Here is a 23,124-nt window from a genome sequence, read left to right as displayed (position 1 = left end):
TCTCTTTCCTAATAAATTAATTATAGCCAGGGTTTTGATCTAGCTGGTTATCAGAAGCCAGTATCTCTGATCGAGGGATTGGCAACCAATAATGTCTATCCATAAAGCTTTTGCCTTCCAAGGCTATCTTACGCTCATAGGTAAGTGTACCATCCGCTGCTTTGGTGATATTTATACCATAAGCAGGCTCATTCTCTTCTTCATCAGCGATCATCCATCTTCTCACATCATAAAATCGGTGCTCTTCAAAAGCCAACTCAATTCTTCGCTCATGACGAATCCTTTCCCTCATTTCATCTTGGCTCAGACCAACTGGCAATGCTGGCATTTCTACACCTGAACGGCTCCTGATGGCATTGACAGCATCATAAACACTGGCATCTGGCCCCACTGCTTCATTTTGTGCTTCAGCATAATTCAATAGCATTTCAGCATAGCGGAAATAAATCCAGTTTTGTGTCCCTGCCACTTCCCAAGGATTTCTAATTGGCAATTCCTCATTGATAAATTTCCTCAAATAGTACCCACTCTTCGTGGTATTCCAGTTGGAAGGTCCATCCTGACTATCTCTTCCTCCAGGAAGGAAGGTTTCCACTTGTCGATCGCGATAATCTGCACCATTGAATAAGATGGTTTCATAAAACCTAGGGTCTCTATTTTCATAAGGAGCACTCGCTTGCGCTTCATTGTCCCAACTAAAAGAGGTGCCATCCATCATCTCATAATCATCCACCAAGTTCTGCAAAGGCACATTACCACCCCAGCCATCATAGCCATTTGGACCATTGGCGATTTCAAGTGCCGTATGACGTGCATTGATATTATAATAACGGGCAAAAATGATTTCTTCATTACTATTTGGAGTAAGGAATAGCTGACTGTACCCTCCTTGGTATAAGCTATACTGCTGCAAATCCATCACTGCTTTTGCCGCATTTGCAGCCGCCTGCCACTTTTGGATATCATTACTTCCATCAGTATACAATGGGCTGGCAGCATACAATAGCAACCTCGCCTTCAAGGCCAAAGCAGCTCCTCTAGTGGCCCTTCCTTCTTGCCAAGTTCCATCATTTACTAATGGCAAACCTGCTGCTGCAGCGTCCAGTTCTGCCACTACATAATCAATCGCCGCTTGTTTTTCCACCCTGTCATAAAAAGATGGGTCGGTAAAATCTTCCCCTAATTCGGGAACGCGATCACCCATCATCACTACATCTCCGTAGTTACGGATAAGGTCATGGTATCTGAAAGCACGGATAAACTTCAATTCTGCAATCAATCGATCTTTACCCGTTTGGCTCATATCCAATTCACCGATATTGCTCAATGCATAGTTACATTCCCTAATGCTGCGATAAGAACGTCCCCAAAATGTACCAGCAATCCCCGTGTTTTCAGGAGAGAGCTGCCCTTGCTGAATAAACCAGGTATTATCGTCATTATTATAAATGGACTCGTCAGTCAATGAACTCCAAAGTGCATATTCAAAGCCACGACCAAATCCTGGCTGATAGGCATCTCCTTCTTTATTGGTCAACCTAGTGCCCAAATAACGATTAATGACATAGGCTTCAAATAAAGTAGAATCGGAAAGAATAGAAGCGTCGGAGACCCTGTCTGTAGGAACAATGTCCAGAAAATCTTCTTTACAACCGACCAGTAATGAACCGATCAGTGCAATGACCATAAATGGTTTGATGATATAGTTACTTTTCATGTCGATCGGAATTAAAATTGAATATTTACACCCAGGTTAATGATCTTTTGTTGCGGGTAGAATTGTCCACTTTCGCTGGATCCTTCTGGATCATAATCTTTTACACCTGTAACAGTTAATAAGTTAAATGCATTGGCATACACCCTTAGGCTACCAATAGAATACTTATCCAAGAAACTTTGAGGAAGATTATAGCCGATCTGAATGTTTTTCAATCTGGCGAAAGTGGCATCATTCAACCAGAAATTATTTCGGTAAAGTCCTCCACTTACAGCAGAAGAAGCCCTTTCACTTACTCTTGGAAAGCTCCCTTCTGTATTGTTTGGGCTCCAACGGTTATCTGCCCAGCTGCTATAGAAATTACCTACAGTACCTGACTCTGGCAGTACATACTGGTTAACCTGACTTTGTCCTGAGATCACTGCAGAGAAATCAAAATTCTTATACTCCGCATGCAAGGTCATACCAAAAGTAATTTGAGGAATATTCCCGTATTTAGAACGGGTCATATCATCTGCAGTAATTTCCCCATCACCATCGAAATCTTCATAGATCAAGTCCCCAAGTTGTGCGCCAGGCACATGAGGATAGTTGTCCAGATCCTCTTGGCTTCTAAAAATACCAATGGCATTGTATAATAAATAAGTATTCATAGGACGACCTGTCTGGCGCTGGTAATCCAATACTCCGGCTGCTTCATCGATGAACAACAATTCATTTTTGGCATAAGTAAAGTTTCCAGACACCCCATAGGTAAATTCACCTTTATTGTTGTTATAACCTAAAGTGGTTTCGATACCTTGGCTTTTCACCTCTCCTATGTTTTCAGCAGGGACTAAGGTTTCTCCATCATAAGGATTTACTATCCCTGAAGTACCTGGAATAGAAGCATTTCTGGTAGTCAAGATTTTACTTCTATCTTGTCGGAAATAAATAAACTCAGTGGTAAAGTTCTGTAACCAAACTGCATTGAATCCAATATCTGTCTTAGTAGCGACCTCCCAAGTAATATTAGGATTTCCCAATCTTGTTAAATCAATTCCTGTTACCACTTCATCACCGATCACATAACGATTGTTGAAGGAGTAGTTATCATAATATTGGAATTGTCCCACATTATCATTCCCTAGCTTACCATAGGATGCCCTGATTTTAAGGTCATCAAAGAAACCTACATTATTACGGAACCAGTTTTCTTCTGAAATCCGGTAACCTGCAGACACAGAAGGGAAAAAACCATATCGTTCACCAGAAGGAAAATTAGACGAACCATCTACCCTCATTTGTACTTCTGCAAGGTACTTTTCCTGAAAATTATAAGCTAAACGGCCAATATAACTTTTACGGGTATAGTTATAGCTGCTACCCCAGTTATCATAATCAGACGCTGCAGCACCTCCTTGAGACAGTTCTGGTGTTTCTGTTGTTGGGAAGTGCAACCTAGAAGCCCCCATGGTATGTGTTCTGTTTTCACTTTGCTCATAGCCCACAAATGCATCCACAAAGTGATCCCCAAAATAGTGTTTGAAGTTCAGCTTGATATTGGATACCATCATGGATTGGGTATAATGCTCTTCAGATAGGGTTGCCTGTTGATCAGGACCTCCTCCCACTACTACTGGATTGTATGCATCAGAACCTGCATCATAGTTATAGAGCGTATAAGGTGTACTGAATGTCCTGTTTCTATTGGAGCTTTCATCCACAGAAAAGAAGCCATCCACAGATAGGCCCTCAAGGAAAGGCAAATCATAACTAGCCCTTAAAATCCCATTAAATACATATTTCGGATTTTGCGTTAAACCACCTGCTTCCGTTGCCATCATCACAGGATTACTGTTCTCTATACCTGAGGAAGGCAATCCATTTGGATAAACAGCAGACACAGTAGGGTAAGCTCGGTAAATAGATCTAAAAATCGATCCAGCACTTGAAGTGGGGAATTGACGATTTTCTTTTCTACCCGCTAAAGAAAGACCTACCGTAAGCCTGTCTGTAATGTCTGCGTCCAAGTTGGTCCTAAAGCTATATTGATCGTATCGAGTTGCACCATCTTTATATAAACCATCCTGGCCGGTTTTTCCCAATGACACAAAATAATTCACGGATTCAGATCCGCCACGAACACTTAAATTATGCTGGTTTTGTAATGCTACATTGTTAAGCGCCGCTGCTGCCCAATCAGTATTTGGATAGTTCAATGGGTCTGAGCCATTGCCAAAAAGTCCCAATTCCTCCTCGGAATAAATTTGGTTGAGTCCCCCATCTGGGTTATTATAATAGGCAATTTCATTCCTAATCTGTCCATAAGTCACGGCATCCGCCATCTTTGGGAGCCTTGTTGGAGATGAAAAGCCTTGGTTAAAGCTATAGGAAATAACAGGTTTGCCTTCTTGGCCTCTTTTAGTAGTTACCAAGATCACTCCATTGGCAGCTCTGGATCCATAAATCGCAGCAGAGGCATCTTTCAATACTGACACACTCTCTATATCATTTGGGTTCAAACGCTCCAATCCTCCTATCTGTCCTGGAACACCATCGATCACTACCAATACATCATTATTGCCTGTAGTAGCCAAACCACGGATATTAAAGCTGGACCCATCATATCCTGGCTCTCCACCCCGGTTATTAGCAATAATTCCTGAAAATCTACCTGCCAATGAATTGGAGACATTTGGCTGGGGACTGTTCTGCAAATCCTTGCCTTCCACTTGGGATACAGAACCTGTCAAGGTAGCTTTCTTCTGCTCACCATACCCCACTACCACTACTTCATTGAGTGATTGCATGTCTGGCTGAAGGTTTACTTCAATGGTACTTCTTCCATCCAAAGTAATTTCCTGAGAATCATATCCGATAAAGGATACTTTTAATACTGGATTTTCTGATGAAATAACTAATTTAAAATTACCGTCCAAATCGGTGACGGTTCCATTGGAAGTTCCCAGTACAAGTACTGACGCACCTGGGAGTCCAACTCCATTTTCATCGAAAACTTGGCCATTTACTTGTTGCTGACCAAAAACATTAGGCACTGTGCACAGCATTAGAAAAACTAATGACATGCAAAACAGCCATAATCTGGCTTGTAATTTTGTTGGCATGTTCGTTTAGGTTAATTGTTAATAATTCCTGATTTAAGTTTCGATGCCCAACAGGCTTTCCCTATTGCATCGAATACTTAAGCAATTTTCGGAATTGTGCTAGAATGAGAGGGGATATAAATCAGCAAACTAAGGGGTACAAAATGGCCAAATGATGTTTATTTTCGATTTTATTGGCATTTTTGAGTTCAAATGTCGTGATTGTACACAGATGAAGATTTCCCTAATAGCCCTATTTACCATCAGTTTGATTACTGCCAGTTTTGCCCAAGAAGCCCAAAAAAGATCTATTTTTGAGAATCAAAGCAAACTCACTTTTTACCTCTTGGATGTGGAGTCTGGACTCTCCCATAATTATATTAATAGTATAGAACAGGATTCCCTGGGCTTTATTTGGATTGCCACCTTGGAAGGATTGAATCGATATGACGGCCAAAAATTCACTGTATACCGCAAACGGAATAGCATCCCCAATAAAGGACCCGCAAATAATTATATTCAGCAAATCCAGCTGAACGGAGCTAATCAACTGTTACTTTCTACAGGGGCTGGACTCAACATATATGACCCCAAAACTGATCTTTTTGAATTGAAAGGGAAAAGTTTTGGACTTATTGAGGACAACGTTAATTGCACTATCAATACACCTGATGGACATACAGCCCTTGGAATCTATCGGGGAGGTTTGCAGATCATTGACGAAGAAAAGGTACGCTACTCTTTTTCGCATCAAGCTGAAGACAAGCAGTCTCTTTCCTCCAACCAGGTAAACGCTTTGGCCTTTCAGGGCGATTCCATTTTATGGGTGGGTACATTTGACAAAGGTCTGAATAAGATAAACTATAAAACAAAGACCCTTTATCGGCTTAATTCAAGTCAAATTGCTTCTACTATCAACAGTCTTTTCACAGATGATTTGGGAAATCTATGGATTGGTGGAAACAAAGGAATTCAAGTTATTACCAATAAAGGCGATACCGTCAACGTGCAAGCAGCCTCCTCCCCCAAAGATGGTCTTTCTGATGAAAACGTCCTTTGTTTTGAAAAAGACGAAAAAGGACAAATGTGGATAGGTACTCGAAATGGCGGTCTGAACATCATTGATCCAAATAAATTATTGAATAAAAATCAACTGGCCATTCAATGGTTTCTTCCTAGAAATGATGGCGCGAGTGTTTATAATAGGACGGTCGCTTCACTGAAACTCGCCAGAGATGGCAATATGTGGATCGGCACCAGTACAGGAGTAAATGTAGTCAACCCAAATGGCGATCCTATCCAACTGATCCAACGCAATTTATCAGTAAGTGAAACGATCTCTCATAACAGAATTGGTTCCCTAGCATCCGGAAAAGACAATGGCATCTGGATAGGAACAGATGGCGGTGGACTAGATCATTATATTCCCCAAACAGGCCAAATCACCCATTATGAGCATCAGCCAAATATAGCAAAAAGCCTTTCCATTCTGGAAGATAGCCAAGGAAGAGTTTGGGCAGGAACCTACCAAGGAGGTCTTAATAGATTGGTTGATCCCAAAGGGGAGTTCAAAAAATATTTGCAGGGCGGACAAGAAAAGGGCAATGATGTACGGATTATCTTCGAGGGACAAAAGGGGCAAATTTGGGTTGGCACCAACCGTGGCGGACTTTATCGCTACCATCCTCCTATTGACGATTTTGACTATGTGAAACAGCTTGGAAAAATCGATATCCGTGATATCACAGAAGATGATCTAGGGAATCTTTGGCTGGCGACTTTTAGTAATGGGATCATTCGATATAACTACCTTACAGGAGAGCAAGAACAATTCGATGAATCTACCGTATATGGGTTTCCGAGTAATATTATCTTTAGCATAGAACGATTACAAAATGGTGATATACTGGCAGGCAGCCGCTATGAAGGCCTGATTCGTTTAAATCCTAGCAACAAAACCGTGGCCGTATTTACAGAGAACCAAGGGTTAAGCAATAATACCATCAACAGCATCACCAAAGGTCACGACGGTAAAATTTGGTTAGGAACTTTTAGGGGAATCAGCTTTTTTGACCCAAACACCAATGAAGTAGGTAACCTAAACGCTTTCAATAATATCCAACAAAGTGAATTTAACATAGGAGCTGCCTTAACCAGTAATGCTGGATCGATCTATTTTGGAGGAAACAAGGGCATCAACGTGTTCTCTCCAAGCGCACTAAAACAACAAACCAATAAATACCCTTTAATCTTCACTGGGTTACGGCTGATGAACAAGGAAGTAAATATTGGCAATAAGGAAGAAGAACTTAGCATATCGCAAAATATCCCCTATTTACAGCAACTAAAACTTGACCATGACCAATCCTTGGTCTCCTTAGATTTTGTGGCCCTAAAATACCCCAATGGAAATAATATCAGTTATGCTTATAAACTAGTACCTTTTCATGACCAATGGATAGAAACCAGTCATATCGGCACGGCTAACCTGAGTAATATTCCTCCAGGAGATTATGTTTTGAAAGTCCGTGCCCATAGCAATTCCAGTCACTTTGCAGAAAATCAAATAGCAATAATTATTGCTCCTCCCTTTTGGAAAACCTGGCCGGCCTATTTGATATACCTCATCGTATTGGTAGGACTGATTACAGGAGGAATGAAATATTATGCCGATCGATTGAAATTAAAAAACTCCCTGCTTTTTGAGAAGAAACAGCGGACCTTGGAACACGAGCTCAATGAAGAACGTGCACGCTTTTTTACTGGCTTCTCACATGAACTCAAAACACCACTGACCTTGATCATGGCCCCTATCGAAGACATGCTCCTGGAAACCAAGAATGCCCCACAAAAAAAGGGTTTGTTACTTGTCCAGAAAAATGCCCAGTATCTATTGGAGATGATCAATAAGTTATTGGAATTTAGAAAGTCAGAACTGGACATCAATCAACTGCAATTAAAAAATCATTATATCCTAAGTCCTATACAGCAATGGGTGGAAGAATACCAACCACTTGCGCAACATAGAAAAATAACTTTGGAGTCAAAGTTTCCGAATGAAGATTTTGTAACTGCTATTGACTTAGAAAAGTTACATATCATCGTAAACAACTTGCTTTCCAATGCCCTGAAATACTGTCGTCCTGGGGATAAGGTAAGCATCAGCCTTCAAACAAATACTGAACAATATAAAATCAAGGTCAGCGATAATGGCCCCGGCATCCCCATAGAAAATCAAACCCGGATCTTCAACTGGTATTACCAAAGCGGCTCCACCAATACTTCACAAGGAACAGGTATCGGGCTAGCACTTACCAAGCGATTGGTAGAAGAACATCAAGGACATATCTCTCTCGACAGCAAGCCAGGAAAGGGCTGCACTTTTTCAGTGACCTTGCCCTTACAAAAATTGGAATCTGATACAGAGATTATTGAAAACAGCCAACTTTCTAACACAACCATTTGGTCTCCTCAGCTGGACAATCAAGTACTGCCCATTCCCAAATCGACCTTGGATCTTAAAGAAGAAAAACAAGTAGTGCTCCTAATAGATGACAATCCTCAGATATTATCCTATTTAGATCAATTGCTTGGTGAACGCTATGACCTTATCCATGCGGGAGATGGACAAGAAGGATTAGAGAAGGCCCTCCAGTATGTTCCTGATATCATTATTTCCGATATTATGATGCCTGTCAAAAACGGAATCGATCTATGTGGAGAGCTAAAAAGCAAAAAGGCCACAACCCATATTCCCATAATTTTACTTTCTGCGAAAGACAATGTAGAAAGCATTACCAGTGGATTTGGCGAGGGAGCAGATGACTACCTTACCAAACCATTTAATGGTCAAATTCTTCAATCGAGAATAAAAAATCTGCTTGAAGCAAAAATCAGATTGAGAGACTATTATCTAGGAGAACTAGCCGATGATCATAAGCTAAATGAGGGGCAGAAAACAGCTATTTCAAAAGAGAAGGCATTCCTTCAGAACTTGGAAAATCATATTTTGGAACAGCTTGCTGAACAGCAAACTGACGTGGATACGCTTTCCCAATTGATGGGAATGAGCCGAACCTCTCTCTTCCGTAAATTAAAGGCTTTGACAGGTAAAAACATCAATCAATATGTACGCAGTGTCAAGATCAAGCGAGCAGCCTATTTGATCAAAGAGGAAAACCTTGGCGTTGCCCAAGCAGCATATGAAATAGGTTTTAGTAATCCCAAATATTTCAGGAAACTGTTCAAAGAACAATATGGATATTTACCATCTGAAATTCCATCAGATAAAAAACTAAGCACTTAAGGCTGAATTCGTTTAAAAACTAACCTATCTTATTCACCTGAAACTATGGTAAGGACAGACCTGGCTGGAATTATAATATCATTTCCACCCTTGCCTAGTTCTACAGGTGACAAATTATGTTCTTCAGATGTGATATAGGATTTAAAATTGGCAACTTCCTTTCCTTCATTACTTATTTGGGCATTTACCGGCACCGAGGCTGAATTTATAATTACGTAAACCAACTTTTTATCATCTGTACTTTGATAAGCAGAAACCAATAGATCAGCAGATTCCACTTCCATGCCCTCAAGATTAACCCCTACTCTTTCATATCCAGGACGGATAAACCTGCTATAATTCCCCAATGTCCAAAGCATTTTACTTTCATAAAATGCACCATTCTCCTTATTTTTATCTATATAAACCAAGCCATCTTTATAATCATAAGGAGAAACTGCCAACCACCAATGCCAAGCAGTAGCATTGGCAATGGTCAAGTCACTATGGATCACCTTCGCCATATATAAAGCGGATTCCATTCCCAGATCTCGGCCATTTCCATCTATTTCCCCTGCATTTCCACCAAGAATACAATATTCACTCATCCAATACTCAAGCCCATCAATAGACTGAATTTTTGAGTTAAGCGTATCTCTCATTTGAGCTGCAGCACTATCTGGAGAAGTGGTAAAGTAACTATGAGCTGAAATTACCTTTCCTACGTGGGAAAGGTTGCCAATATAATTGTCTGATTCAGGGTCGAAAAAAAATGCGACTTGCTGTCCCCTACCGGGTTTATCTGCAGCTTCATAGAGATAATTGATTTTTCCTGCCTCGGCAATATCAATCTTAGTATTCAAGGTTTTAGCAGACAATGTCCTATCCAGTTCCCTTACAATCCCAGCTATCTCACTATTCCAAAATGGGCTTCCTTCCTGTCCTCCATCTGACCAATCCCACTGCGGTTCATTTACCGGACTGATATAATCTACCTTTAGCCCCTTTTCTTGCAGTCCATGAATGACCTCTCCTAGGTAATTTGCATAATCATCAAAATTTTGGGCTGAAAGGTTAGACCGACCATTTTCAGCATATGCCCTTCCATTCCGTGTCATTTTTACTGGTGGGCTGTTCGGGAAAGCCAATAGATACTCCACCCCAAATTCTTGGGCAACTTGGGCAAACCAAACCTGGCCCGCCTGCTTTTCCCAATTATAGCTTCCATCAGGATTTAAAAAAGATTCGGCTCTTCGCCACTCATCTTTGATACCACTTTGATCTCCTTGCTCTGCACTTCCCGCACCAATATTAAAACGCCAAATCGACAAACCAATACCTTTAGGATTTCCTTCTTCATCAAAATCCTTGCTGAATAATAAAGAAGCAATGGCTCGCCTTTTCTGTTCGGGCCAAAGTCCAACAAACTGGCATGACCAGGCATCAGAGGCTCCAAAATGAGCAATTGTTTGGAATTTATCCTTTTTTGAGATGTTGATCTTTATGGCCGTAGTGTCCTCAGTTTCAATATGGCTTACACCAGCTGCTGTTTGATAGCAAAAAATCATCCCCAAGGACAAGCTGAGCCATATAATTTTACAAAAAACATTCATGACAATGACTATTTCATTCTATCCTAAAGATAATCAAAAAGGGAAGTCTTTTTAGACTTCCCTCCACTTAAATAGTATGTGCACTTTTAACAATATGGATTTCTCTTTGAGCTAAATTTTATTGTTGGACTTTACTTTTCCAGAGGTATTTAAAATTAATATCATAAATTATACATCCACGAATTACATATGCCTTACGTTCTCTGTCTCCAATATCCCCACGGCATACATCAGCAATATATCCTGAAAATACTGAGTATACTTGGCTTGGGCCATATCAGATTGGGCCTGCACCAATTGCCGGTTAGCTGTGGCCAGATCCACAAAATTATTCAATCCCAATCTGTACCGCTCTCCAATAACGGTTGCGGCTTCCTCTGCAGCCTTGAGCTGAACCTTGGTGGTTTCCGTTTTTTTAAGGGCTGCCTGATAATTGGCATGGGCTAGCCTCACCTGCTGGTACACTTTTTTCCTGAAAGCCTCCTGGGCAATCTGCTGATTTTTGAGTGCCATTTTCCCTCGGGTATAACTGGCTTTATTATTTAAGTTAGAAAATATGGGTATGTTCAGGCTTATGCCAATCACACTGCTGGGATTGAACTCAAAGAATTGATCCTTAAAAGTCCTGTCCACAATAGAAGTACTGAACGAACTATATCCATAATAAGCATTTAAACTTGGATAAAAACCAGCCTTTGCAGCTTTGGCTTCCCTACCAAAGGCACTATGAAGCAGTTCTTCCCGCTTAATCCCAGGGTGCTGGCTCATCGCCATATCCACAAGTTGGTCTAATCGTCTGTCTCCATAACTCACCTTTGAAAGGCTTTCCTTGATGGGTTGGATGCTGGGCACCTCTCCTTCTTTCAATTGTAAGGTTTCTGCCAAAACAAGTACATCATTCATCAATTGGATCTCGGCGTCATAGGTTACCGCCTCCAGTCTGGCGACCTCCGATTGCTGATTATACTGATCAGAAAGTGTGCTTAATCCTACCTCAACATAGCCCTCTATCTGTCTAAGGAGCTCCTGCTGGTTTTCAAGATTCTCCTCTGCAATCTTTAAAAGCTCTTGGCTTAAAAGCACTTGGAGGTATTGGTTTGCCACTTGAAAAACCACCTCCTGCTCAGAACGAACCAAATCCATTACTCCTGCCTCCTCTCTAAACTTCTCTGCCTTATAGGTATTGATCCTCCTAAACATATTGAATATAGGCATGCTCGCATCCACACTTGCTGAGTTGGAATAATTAGTAAAATTATCCACCACAAATCCGTCATCCACCTGCTGCGTCTGCTGCCCGGTTACTCTTCTGGAGTTCAGCCCTACCCCCACTGTAGGAAAGTTATTGTAAAAAGCCTGTTTTCTAATGACCTCTTGCGTCTCTTGGTTATTGAGTTTGGTATTGTACTGTGCATTGTTTTCCAAAGCCAACTTTACTGCCTCTCCAAAATTCAGCTGTAAGGTATCCTGGGCCTTCAGGGTATTTCCCAAAAACAGCAATCCCACCATTAAACATATTCCCGTTCCAAACTTCATTTTACCAGAATCTTATCTTCCTCGATTTTCCCATCTACTATCTCCAATAATCGATTACCGTAAGCTGCATTTTCTTCCGAATGCGTGGCTTGGATTATGGTAGTCCCCTCCCTATTTAGTTCAGAGAACACTTCCATAATCTGCTTTGCCTGATTGCTGTGAAGGTTTCCTGTTGGTTCATCCGCCAGAAGCACCCGAGGTTTCCCGGCAATTGCCCGCGCAATCCCCACTAATTGCTGCTGACCACCACTGAGCTGGGCAGGAAACAAATCCTTCTTGGCCACCATATTAAACCTGTCCAGCAATTCTGCAACTATACTTTTTCTTTCTTGACTGCTGACATTCCTATACAATAAAGGAGTCTCAATATTTTCATACACAGTCAATTCATCAATCAAATGATACGCTTGGAAAATATTACCAAATTCCTTTTTGTGCAGGGCATGACGTTGTTTTTCCTTCATTTTATTGACCATTTTCCCTCCAAACTCATAGTCTCCCTCGTAATCGTCATCCAATAGGCCAATGATATTCAGGAGGGTTGATTTTCCGGCCCCACTGGGCCCCATCAAGGTTACAAATTCCCCTTGCTCAATTTCCAGATCTATTCCTTTTAAAATAAATACCCTTTGGAACTTCGAGTCGACATACTTGTCGATATTGCTTAATTTGATCATCATCTATTTTTGATATTTTTTTTCAAATTTTAAAACCTCTAAAGGCGTTAATTTTCTATTGCATTAGTATTAAGTCATGGGTATTGCGAATTTCTCCTTCACACCTATCTGCCACCAGTCAGGCTTCATCCTTCCCTCTTCGTACTTCCCACTTCATTGTTCTTTATTCTATTATCTCAAGTCTAGCATCTAAATTCTTGACACCAGATACTTACCTTACTCATCCTTCAATGAGTTTACCGGATTCATCAATGCCGTTTTGATGGCTTGTGAGCTGACCGTCAACAGCGCAATCAGTACTGCTCCTATTCCTGCCAAGGCAAAAAGCCACCAGTCCAAGTTGATCCTATAAGTAAATGATTTCAGGAATTGGCTCATCGCCCACCATGCAACTGGAAAAGCGATCACACAGGAAATCAAAACCAACAAGACAAAATCCTTAGAAAGTAGCGAGGTCAATGAAGCTACTGAGGCACCCAACACTTTACGTATCCCGATTTCCTTGGTGCGCGTCTCAGCCATATAAGCCGACAATCCAAATAAACCCAAACAGGAAATGAATATGGTCAGAAAGGCAAAACTTGCCGCCAGCTGTGCGGACCGCTGTGATTCCTCGAATTTCTTGGCATAGGCTTCGTCTACAAAGGTGTATTCAAAAGGAAAATCAGGATTGTACTTGGCCAACACTTCCTTGGTGCTTTCCAAAGCTTCAGCTGTCGATAAGTTGGGGTTAAATTTGAGGTGAACTACATTCGTCCAATTGCCACTCCGGATCCCCGCTAAAAGCAGCGGCTCTATCTGCTCAAAAGGATCAATCATTATAAAATCTTTCACCACTCCCACCACATGATAATCCGTATTGCTGTCGGTGACAATTTGCCCCAAAGGTTCCTCAAAGTCCATCGCTTTTACCGCACTTTCATTTAATAGCATAGCCAAAGAATCACTTGGAAACATTTCCAAATCCAAGTCTCGTCCGCTTATTAAGGTCAATCCAGCCGTCTTGACAATGCCTTCATCTACATGGAAACGATTAAACACTGTCTTATCATTCGGGTCTTTTCCTTCCCAACCAATTCCCCAAGTGTTGCTCCAAATTTCTGTCAATGGGGAAAGTGTACGGGTCATGGATTTCACTGTTCCTGCATTCACCAGTTCCTGTTTGATCACCCCATAATGTTGTTTGATATCATCGGTGAGGGGAATATAAATCAGGTTATTTCTGTCATATCCATTTTCACGATCTTTACCATGGCTAATTTGCTTCTGAATGACCAAGGTGCTTACCATCAAAATAATGGCAATGCTAAACTGTAATACAACCAGAATTTTACGAGGATTGACCTTAGCATGTACTTTTCTAAAAGTACCTTTTAGTACTTTACTCGGCATAAAAGATGACAAAAAGAAAGCCGGATAACTACCTGCCAATACTCCAGTCAGTAAAACAAAGCCCAACACTCCAAGCCAAAACCATAAACTTGCATAATCAATGGCCAAGCTCCTTTCCATCATCAGATTGAAATAAGGCAATATCAATTGAACGATTCCCAACGCAATCACCCCGGCCACGGCAGAAATAATAACGGACTCAATCAAAAACTGGTAAACCAAAGCCATTTTGCCTGCTCCTACCACTTTCCGTATGCCAACTTCCTTGGCGCGTTTTTCACTTCTCGCAGTAGTCAGGTTCATAAAATTGATACAAGCAATCAATAGTATAAAGCCTGCAATAATCCCATATAGCCTGATCATCTCTATCCTTCCTCCAGCTATCTCCCCATTTTCAAACTTGGAATATAGCCACCAGTTGGGCATAGCATGAAGGATCACTTCTGTGTCCTCGTCCTCACTATGTCTCTGGGTAATTCCCTTGATTTTTTCTCCTACTAGCAGTGGATCTGCCTGATCATGTAGGGCCACATAGGTTTCTACAGAATTATTTCCCCAATAATCATCCGACCAACCTAACTTTTCCATGTAAGACCAAGGGACCAAGTAATCAAATTCGAATTGGGTATTTGAAGGAAGGTCCTTTAATAAGCCTGTGACTGTAAAAGTTTCCTCATTATTGACCAAAACAGTTTTGCCCAGGGCATCGACTGAACCAAACAGCCGTTTAGCAAAATCTTGGGTAATCACAATATCTGTTGGATTTTTAAAAAGGGACTGTTTGTCCCCTTCTACCAAGGAAAAATCAAAAATTCTTAAAAAATCCGTATCCACAAAAAAACCTTGCGCCATGATTTTCAGATTATCCACGGTAAATAGAATATCCCCCATATCAGAAACCCTGGACATGGATTCTATCTCTGGATATTCCTCTATCAATGCAGGACCAAGAGGTTTGGGAGTATGACCCCAAACATGAATTTCTCCATTGAACTCTGCCTTGTTCATGGCACGGAATACCCTATCCTTTTTGCTATGGAACCTATCCATGCTCCATTCATGCTGCACCAAAAGCAGGATTAGGAGGGCACTGGCCATACCGATAGCCAATCCTCCAATATTGATGAATGCAAATCCCTTTTTGTTCAAAAGGTTTCTCCAGGCAATTTTTATATAGTTCTTCCACATGGCTTTTTTATAGTATTGAGTATTGGGTATCTAGTATTGAGTCTTGAGACTTCTCCTTTCGTGCTTTATCCTTCAAACTTCCTTCTTTGTTCTATAATCTAATATCTAAAGTCTAGCATCTAGTATCTAGCTACTTGCTACTCCCATCACTCGCTTCGCAATGAGTTTACCGGATTCATCAGTGCTGCCTTGATTGCCTGGGAACTTACCGTCAGCAAGGCAATAATTATAGCGGCTAGACCAGCACCTAAAAACATCCACCATTTCAGCTCTATCTGGTAGGCGTAATCTTGAAGCCATCTGTTCATGACATACCATGCAATCGGGGTGGCAATAAGTATCGCGAGCAAAATCAATCGCATAAATTCTTTGGACAATAAAGTGACAATACTACTTACAGAAGCTCCAAGGACCTTACGAACACCTATTTCCTTGGTCCGCTGTTCGGCTGTATGAGCTGATAGCCCTAGCAAGCCTAAGCAGGAAATAAGAATAGCCAAGCCTGCAAAATATTTGGACAATACTGCTACTCTTTGTTCGGATTCATATTGGGCTTGGAAATCACTATCCAAAAACCTGTATTCAAAAGGATAACCTGGGTTAAACTGCTTATAAATTTCTTGAAGTCCCTTTAATGCCTCCTTCTCCTGTCCACCATCAATACTCACCATAATATATTTGACGCCCTCCGGCATCAGCACCATAAATATGGGATCGACCTTATCATGCAGCGATTTGAAATGGAAATCCTTAACTACACCTATAATGGTTGCCCGCCCATTTTCTACCGTTTTACCTATAGGGTCTTCCATTCCCATGGTTTTAATGGCCGTTTCGTTAAAAATGATCCCTAAGCTATCCATTCCATAATCTCGATTGAAACTACGGCCTTTCAACACCTCCATGCCCATGGTCTCTATAAAATCATAATCAACACCAAAAATGATAAATTGAGTAGCATTGTTTTCTTCCTTTCCCTCCCAGTCTATTGTGGTACTCCAATTTTTCCCTATCATACTATGCGTCGTACTGGACACATTTTTTACACCTGGTAACTTTTTCGCTTCGGATACAAAAGGTTGCAGCTGCCGTTTGATACTGCCTTCAACTTGCATGGTTATGATATGGTCCTGGTCATAGCCCATATTTTGGTTTTGTACAAACTCAATCTGCTTATAGACCACCCACACAGATACAATCAATATGATAGAAAGCGCAAATTGTAACACAACCAATCCCTTTCTGGTCATAAATTCCCCAAATGAACTATTCAGCTTGCCTTTAAGCACTTTAATGGCACTGAACCTGGACAAATAGAGGGCAGGATAACTTCCTGCTATCAACCCGGCAAAAATGGCAATACCTAAAGCTGATAGAACAAGAGAAATATCAAAACTCAATCTCAGCTGTTTACCCACAATGACATTGAACTGAGGGAGAAAAAGCATCACCAATCCCACCGCAAGTATCAAAGCCAAAAGTGACATGGCTACAGACTCAGTAAGGAACTGAAAAATAAAGCTCTCTCGGTCCGCTCCTACTGCTTTCTTTATTCCGATCTCTTTTAACCTTTTAGAAGCGCGGGCCGTGGACAGGTTCATAAAATTGATACAAGCAATAATTAAAATAATTAAAGCAATAAGAGAGAATAGCTTTACATATTCAATTCGGCCACCCACCTGCTTTCCATTTTCGTAATTTCCATGTAGGTAATGATCCGAAAAAGACACCAATGTTGCAGTTTGAATAGTCTGCTCGTTCCTGCTTTTCCGAATTTTTTCCACTTTGCTATTTAGCAGCTGTATATCTGCTCCTTCCCTCACCAAAACATATACCTTAGGGCCAGTATGGTTCCAAGTATGAAGAGAGGTCCAAGGGGGGATTTCCTTTGAAGCCTCAGTAGATAAGGCAAAATCAAACTGGACAGTAGAGTTGGAAGGTACATTCTCAAAGATCCCAGAAACCTGAAAAGTCCTGTCATGCTCAAATTCCACCGCTTCACCAACTATATTTTCTGTAGTACCAAATAGATTCGTGGCCAATTCTCTGGAGATAACTATGGAGTTTGGATCTGTCATGACCTGATCCTTGTTCCCTTTAATCAATGGATAAGAAAAAATATTGAAGTAATCCTTGCTAACCAGCTGTCCAACTGCTTTAAGGTTTTTCTCGCCTACAGTAAGCAGGTGTTTTCCAAACCAGCTCGGAGGAATAGATGAAGCCGCGTATTCCACTTCAGGCATTTCATCAGCCAACAACTCAGCCATGGGACTAGATGTTTCGATGAAAGTCTGCACCCCATCAGAAAACTCCACATGCTCAATAACCTGATATATGCGACCATAATTCTCATGGAACTTGTCCATTTTCATTTCATCGTTCACCCACAGGTAAATTAGCAGGACACAGGCCAAACCAGTGGAAAGACCAATCAGGTTGATCAAAAAAGTACTCCTGTCTTTTCTGATATTCCGAATAAATATGATTAAGTGATGTTTTAACATGGCATTATTAGTATTGAGCCTGCCTTGTCGGCAGACAGGTAGAGAGTAGAGAGTATTGAGTCCTCAGTTTTATACAGTTCCCTCTTCGTACTCCATTCTTCTGTCTTCCCTCTTCAAACTTCCGACTTCAATTCATTCTTTACTCTTTGTTCTTTAATCTTATATCTAAAGTCTAGCGTCTAAAATCTAGATGCTAGCTACTTTCTACTCCATTTATTCACTCCGCAATGAGTTAACTGGATTAACCAATGCGGATTTTATGGACTGGAAACTAATGGTCAAAATCGCGATCGTTACAGCCATCAATCCTGCAATCGCAAAGATCCACCAGTGAATTTCTATCTGATAAGCAAAGCCCATCAACCATTTATTCATCACATACCATGATACCGGAGTGGCGATCGCGATGGCTACCAGCACCAACTTGACAAAGTCCTTTGACAGTAGGGTGACAATGCTGAACACCTCTGCACCCAAGACTTTCCTAATTCCAATTTCCTTGGTTCGCATCTCTGCTGTATAGGTGGCCAGCCCCAGTAATCCCAAACAGGCAATCAAAATCGCTATCACCGAAAAGCTGGTAAACAATTGCTTGAACCTAAAATCGGATTGGTACTGACTGTTAAAATCATCATCCAGAAAACTGTAGACAAATGGACGATGTGGAGCTAGTTCTTTCCAAACTTTTTCAACTTGGGCAAGCGTATTTCCTACATCTTCAGGTTTTACCTTGACGCTCATATAACGGCCGGCATATGCTTCAAAAGGCAGGGTAAGCGGTTCAATATCCCTATGAAGAGAGATATAGTTAAAATCCTTCACTACACCAATTACCTCACCTTCATGTCCCCACTGCTCGAACTTTCTCCCTACAATATCTGCAGGGTTAGCGTAACCAAATGATTTGGCTGCCGCTTCATTAATAATCAATGCAGAAGTGGAGTCAGAAGGAAAATCTCTGGAATAGGATCGTCCGGCAATCAATTCTAAGTCAAAATGATTCACAAAGTCTATCCCTACCTGGAAAATAGGAGGTGAATAATGTTTCATTTCACCTTCTGGAGATTCAATATTAGTACCCGCATGAGGATAATAACTTCCTGGCACACTTCTAGAGAAGGCGACAGAAAGTATGGAGGGATAATTCTCAAGTTCCTGCTTCAAAGCAGAAGAAACCTTATTGACTTGTCCATCATAATTATAATCCACTACCAACATTTGCTCCTTATCAAAGCCCATATCCTTATCCAAAAGATGGTTCATCTGGAAATACACGATCAAGGTTCCTGCGATCAGGGCCACTGAAAGGCTGAATTGAAAGATCACCAAAGCTTTTCTCAAATTCACACCGCTGGCATTCGTCCTATTGATGCCTTTCAATACCATAACCGGCTTAAAGCTCGAAAGCACCAAAGCGGGATAGGAGCCTGCCAAAAGGCCTATTAATACCATTAGTCCAAGAAACAACAATATATTTTGCCAGCTGATAATTTGGTTGAGTTCCAAAACCTTACCGGTCAAGCTCTCCACCATTGGGAAACCCAAAAGAAGCAAAAGCCAACCCACAACCGACGCTATACAAACTATGATCAGTGACTCTCCCATAAATTGAAGAATTAGGCTCATTTTATTGGCTCCCACAGATTTTCTTATCCCTACTTCCTTTGCTCTTTCCATGGAACGCGCCGTGGATAGGTTCATAAAATTGATGATGGCTATTACCAAAATAAAAATCCCTATTACGGAGAATATATAAATATTGGACATGCTCCCTGTTTCTCCGGGCTGCCTAAGCGCTATTGATTTCAGGTATGCATCATCCAAAGGTTCAAGGGCTATTGTATAACGATCTCCTAAATCCCCCCTTCTTCTTTTCAAAAACTCAGGCACTCGTTGTTGGAAGTCCTCAGGGTTAAAGTGCTCATTCACTAAAAAATAAGTATAGAAATCCACATAGCCCCACTGATCAAAAACCGTTGGTCGGGATAGCCTAAAAGTGCTTAAAGAAAGTAGCGCATTAAACTTAAAATGCGAATTTTTTGGAGGGTCTTCCATCACTCCAGTAACAGTATAGTCTCCAGCATTTGAACGTCCAGCAGATTCACTTCCCTTCAGGGTCTTGCCTATTGGATCTTCATTCCCAAAATACTTTTTGGCCAAACTTTCTGTCAAAACAATACTATATGGCGCAACCAATGCTTTTTTGGGCTCACCTTCTATCATTTCCCAACTGAATACATCAAAAGCCGTGGAATCCATAAAGAATACTCCCTCTTCCTGATAGGCGTCTTCCTCATAGCTCAAAAGAAGATCTGACCTCCCAGAAAACTGCACCACTTTATCTATATCCGGAAATTCTTCCATCAATGCAGGCCCAACAGGGGCATTTCCCCATACCCAATAGGATTCTGCCTTTCCATCCTCGGAAATATATCCTTCAGAACTATTTCCATGAATCACCCTATAAATCCTGTCCTTCTTTTCATGATACTGATCATAGGACAGTTCATCCATGATATACATGGAGATCACCAAACAACAGGCCATGCCTACTGCCAATCCCAAAATATTGATAGAAGCATATACCTTCTTTTTCAAAAGGTTTCTCCAAGCGATTTTAATATAGTTCTTCCACATGGCTTTTTATAGTATTTAGTATTGGGTCATAAGTATTGAACTTCCTTCATCTTACCTCTTCCACCTTTACATCCTTACTCTTTGATCTTTAATATTTTATCTAAAGTCTATTATCTAGAATCTAGCTAGCCTATTCATCTCTCAATGAATCCACCGGATTCACATTGGCAGATCGGAATGCCTGCGTACTTACGGTGAGGATCGCTATCAGCAAAGTCATTGCACCTGCAGCGATAAATACCCACCAATCCAATGAAGTACGGTAAGCAAAACCTGCCAACCACTGCCTACTTGCCCACCAAGAAATAGGGACAGCTATTGCAAACGCTACTAAAACCAGTTTAAAAAACTCAGCTGTCATCAATTTAACAATGGTACCTATCGATGCCCCCAGCACCTTTCGCACACCGATTTCCTTTTTTCGTTTCTCAGCACTGAATACCGCCAAGCCAAAGAGTCCCAAGCAGGAAATCAAAATGGCCAAACCCGTAAAGTATTTCGATAAGGTGGAGACGCGCTGCTCTGATATATATTGTTCCTGATAAGCTTGATCCATAAATCTGTAGTCAAGGACATATCCTGGATTAAACGCTTTGTAAAATTCTTTCAGAGATGTTATTGTATTTTGTTGGTTTCCAGCTGCTAGTTTTAAGGCTACATAATTGGTCCTCTCCGGGTTGATGAAAAGAAAGAGAGGCTTCACTTTTTCATGCAATGACTTGAAATGAAAGTCTTTGACAACCCCTATGATCTCGCGTTCATTTCCCCAGAGTCTCACCTTTTGTCCAATAGGGTCTTCCAATCCCATGGCATTTACCGCAGATTCATTGAAAATTATCGCATTGGTATCTAATCTATTCTTGTCAAAACTTCTTCCTTTAAGCACCTCCAAATCCAGCAATTCTGTCAATCCATAATTGACACGACGATATTCCATATCTACTCTTTCACCTTCTTCTTTGCTGGACCAAGACAAATCATTTGTACCATTGATATTTCCTAAAAAGGTCATAAACATACTGGAAGCACTTTTAACCCCGGACACTTCTTTCACTTCTTCAAGAAATGACCCCAAATGATTCGCTACCTCCCCTTCAATGGGAAAATACATTACGTTTTCCTTGCTGTAGCCAAGTTGCTTTGATTGAATCAAAGCGATTTGTCTATGTACTACCAGCACCGCTACTGCCAAAACCACAGATAAGGTGAACTGAAAAACTATAAGCCCCTTTCTAACCCACAATTCAGTTGGTACGCCTCTCTTACTTAAGGTCGATTTGATCGGGTTTATTCCAGATAGGTAAAGTGCCGGGTAGCCTCCTGCCATCAACCCAGCCAATAAGGTAATCCCCAAAAAACTACCGGCCATGGACCAGCTCAAAGTTATACTAAGTGTTTTGCCTGTAAGTTCATTAAATTGAGGCAGAAGTAGTATGACAACAATCAGGGCCAAAATCATAGCTGAAAATGACAGAAAAACCGATTCAGTCAGGTACTGCATTACCAAGGTTTTTCTTTCTGCTCCCATGGCCTTCTTGACGCGGATTTCTTTCAACCTTTGAGAAGCTTTGGCTGTAGAAAGGTTCATAAAATTGATACAGGCCAATACCAGGATAAATAAGGCAATCAGGGCGAACAGCTTAACATAGCTAATTCTTCCTCCTACTTGCAACCCATTTTCATAGTTACCATAGAGATAGGCATCCGAAAATTTCCTCAAAAACAAGGATTCACTTTGGACTCCTGTATATTTGGTAACAATTCCTTTTATTTTTTCATCGATAGCTGAACGATCAGTCCCTTTTTGCGCCAGAACAAAAGTGTTTACCCAAACGCTGGACCAGTCCTCCTTGAGGTTGGGGTAGTGATCAAAAGCAGTGGCCAGAGGAATTAAAAAATCAAAATTTCTAGTAGAATTAGTGGGGATTTCAAAAACACCGGAAACTTGATATTCTCCTTTTCCATCAATTGAGACCATTTCTCCCAATACATTTTTTCCTTCTCCGAAAATCCTATAGGCCAGCTCCTTGGAAATTACTATTCCCGACTTATCCTCCAAAAAGTGTGTGCCATTCCCAGCCAGCACAGGATAAGAGAATACCTGGAAATACTCCGGACTAACATATGCACCAATACTTTTGTATACATCTCCTTTTGCTATTAAGGGGTATTCCATCGGAATTATCCCTTCAGAAACAGCCAATTCTATTTCGGGCACTTCGTCCATTAAGATGCCTGCCAAGCCTGTAGGGTTATTTGTTCCCACCTCCACTCCATTGGCAGAAACCGATCTCATCATTACCTGAAAAATCTGATCGTCATTTTGATGGAACTTATCCATCGAAAGCTCATCACTTACCCATAAGTAAATCATCAAAGTACAGGCAAGCCCAGCAGCAAGTCCCAAAAGATTCACTAAAAAGGTATCTTTATGCCTCTTGAAATTGCGAAAGAATAATATGAGGTGATGTTTTAGCATGGCAATAATA

General features: G+C 41.0%; 10 protein-coding genes. 1 reads left to right on the top strand and 9 read right to left on the bottom strand.

Annotation, left to right across the window (positions count from 1 at the left end):
• Positions 1-16: 16 nt before the first annotated feature.
• Positions 17-1,717, bottom strand: a complete 1,701-nt coding sequence (locus KMW37_RS07475) for a RagB/SusD family nutrient uptake outer membrane protein (RefSeq protein WP_215223994.1) — start codon at positions 1,715-1,717, stop codon at positions 17-19.
• An 11-nt stretch (positions 1,718-1,728) separates the two neighbouring features.
• Positions 1,729-4,824, bottom strand: coding sequence for a SusC/RagA family TonB-linked outer membrane protein (locus tag KMW37_RS07470; protein ID WP_246581387.1), 3,096 nt, complete (start codon positions 4,822-4,824; stop codon positions 1,729-1,731).
• 151 nt (positions 4,825-4,975) lie between these two features.
• On the opposite strand from KMW37_RS07470, the gene KMW37_RS07465 reads away from it, so the two are divergent.
• Positions 4,976-9,109 (top strand): hybrid sensor histidine kinase/response regulator transcription factor, encoded by a 4,134-nt coding sequence (locus tag KMW37_RS07465; protein WP_215223993.1) that lies wholly within the window; start codon positions 4,976-4,978, stop codon positions 9,107-9,109.
• 29 nt (positions 9,110-9,138) lie between these two features.
• Here the strand turns inward: KMW37_RS07465 and KMW37_RS07460 are convergent, their stop codons facing one another.
• From KMW37_RS07460 to KMW37_RS07430, 7 genes are all read right to left on the bottom strand, one after another.
• Positions 9,139-10,701, bottom strand: a complete 1,563-nt coding sequence (locus tag KMW37_RS07460) for a glycoside hydrolase (protein WP_246581386.1) — start codon at positions 10,699-10,701, stop codon at positions 9,139-9,141.
• 183 nt (positions 10,702-10,884) lie between these two features.
• Positions 10,885-12,237, bottom strand: a complete 1,353-nt coding sequence (locus tag KMW37_RS07455; protein ID WP_215223992.1) for a TolC family protein — start codon at positions 12,235-12,237, stop codon at positions 10,885-10,887.
• Positions 12,234-12,914 (bottom strand): ABC transporter ATP-binding protein, encoded by a 681-nt coding sequence (locus tag KMW37_RS07450; protein ID WP_215224190.1) that lies wholly within the window; start codon positions 12,912-12,914, stop codon positions 12,234-12,236. Before KMW37_RS07450 ends, KMW37_RS07455 begins: the two co-directional genes overlap by 4 nt.
• Before the next feature lie 216 nt (positions 12,915-13,130).
• Complete coding sequence (locus tag KMW37_RS07445; RefSeq protein WP_215223991.1) at positions 13,131-15,494, bottom strand: ABC transporter permease; 2,364 nt, start codon at positions 15,492-15,494, stop codon at positions 13,131-13,133.
• A gap of 146 nt (positions 15,495-15,640) precedes the next feature.
• Entirely contained in the window at positions 15,641-17,998 is a 2,358-nt protein-coding gene (locus tag KMW37_RS07440) for an ABC transporter permease (protein WP_215223990.1), read from the bottom strand.
• A 213-nt stretch (positions 17,999-18,211) separates the two neighbouring features.
• Positions 18,212-20,635, bottom strand: a complete 2,424-nt coding sequence (locus tag KMW37_RS07435) for an ABC transporter permease (RefSeq protein WP_215223989.1) — start codon at positions 20,633-20,635, stop codon at positions 18,212-18,214.
• Positions 20,636-20,765: 130 nt separating this feature from the next.
• On the bottom strand, positions 20,766-23,114 hold the full coding sequence (locus KMW37_RS07430) for an ABC transporter permease (protein ID WP_215223988.1): 2,349 nt from the start codon (positions 23,112-23,114) through the stop codon (positions 20,766-20,768).
• Positions 23,115-23,124 lie beyond the last annotated feature (10 nt).

Source organism: Echinicola shivajiensis (assembly GCF_018642165.1).
Lineage (GTDB): Bacteria > Bacteroidota > Bacteroidia > Cytophagales > Cyclobacteriaceae > Echinicola > Echinicola shivajiensis.
Note: the sequence above shows the minus strand (reverse complement) of the source record. Positions and strands in the feature narration are given on the sequence as shown.